Origin of the sequence: Micromonospora sp. CPCC 205546 (assembly GCF_036902715.1) — a bacterium.
Classification (GTDB): Bacteria; Actinomycetota; Actinomycetes; order Mycobacteriales; family Micromonosporaceae; genus Micromonospora.
This window is the reverse complement of record NZ_JBAKHL010000185.1, coordinates 1-616: the sequence shown is the minus strand read 5'-3', so window position 1 is coordinate 616 and position 616 is coordinate 1. Positions and strand designations below refer to the sequence as shown.

The following is a 616-nucleotide window of genomic DNA, read 5'->3' as shown; positions in this document are numbered from 1 at the left end:
GGGGTGCTCTACGCCGCGCACCACCACGGCCACCCCGACCCGCTGCCACCCCTGCCCGTGCAGTACGCCGACTACGCCGCCTGGCAACGCCAATGGCTCACCGACGGCACCGCACAACGCCAGGAAACCCACTGGCGACACACCCTCGCCGACGCACCCACCTTGCTCGACCTACCCACCGACCGACCCCGCCCCACCGAACAGGACCACCACGGCGCCCACCTCCCCATCACCATCGACACCCAACTCACCACCGCCCTCAAAACCCTCACCACCCACCACGGCGCCACCCTCTACATGACCCTGCTCACCGCCTGGGCCATCGTCCTGTCCCGCCTCACCGGCCACCACGACCTCATCATCGGCACCCCCACCGCCAACCGCCGCCGCGCCGAACTCGAAAACCTCATCGGCTTCTTCGTCAACACCCTCGCCCTACGCATCGACCTCACCGAAAACCCCACCACCACCCAACTCCTGCACCGCGTCCGCGACCTCACCCTCACCACCCTCGACCACCAGGACCTCCCCTTCGAACACGTCGTCGAAGCCGTCAACCCCACCCGCAACCTCGCCCACACCCCCCTGTTCCAGGTCATGTTCGCCTGGCAGAACA

General features: G+C 67.9%; 1 protein-coding gene. It reads left to right on the top strand.

What is annotated here, in order from left to right:
• Positions 1-616, top strand: a 616-nt coding sequence (locus V6U77_RS29960) for a condensation domain-containing protein (RefSeq protein ID WP_334610087.1), incomplete at both ends; no start/stop codon positions are given.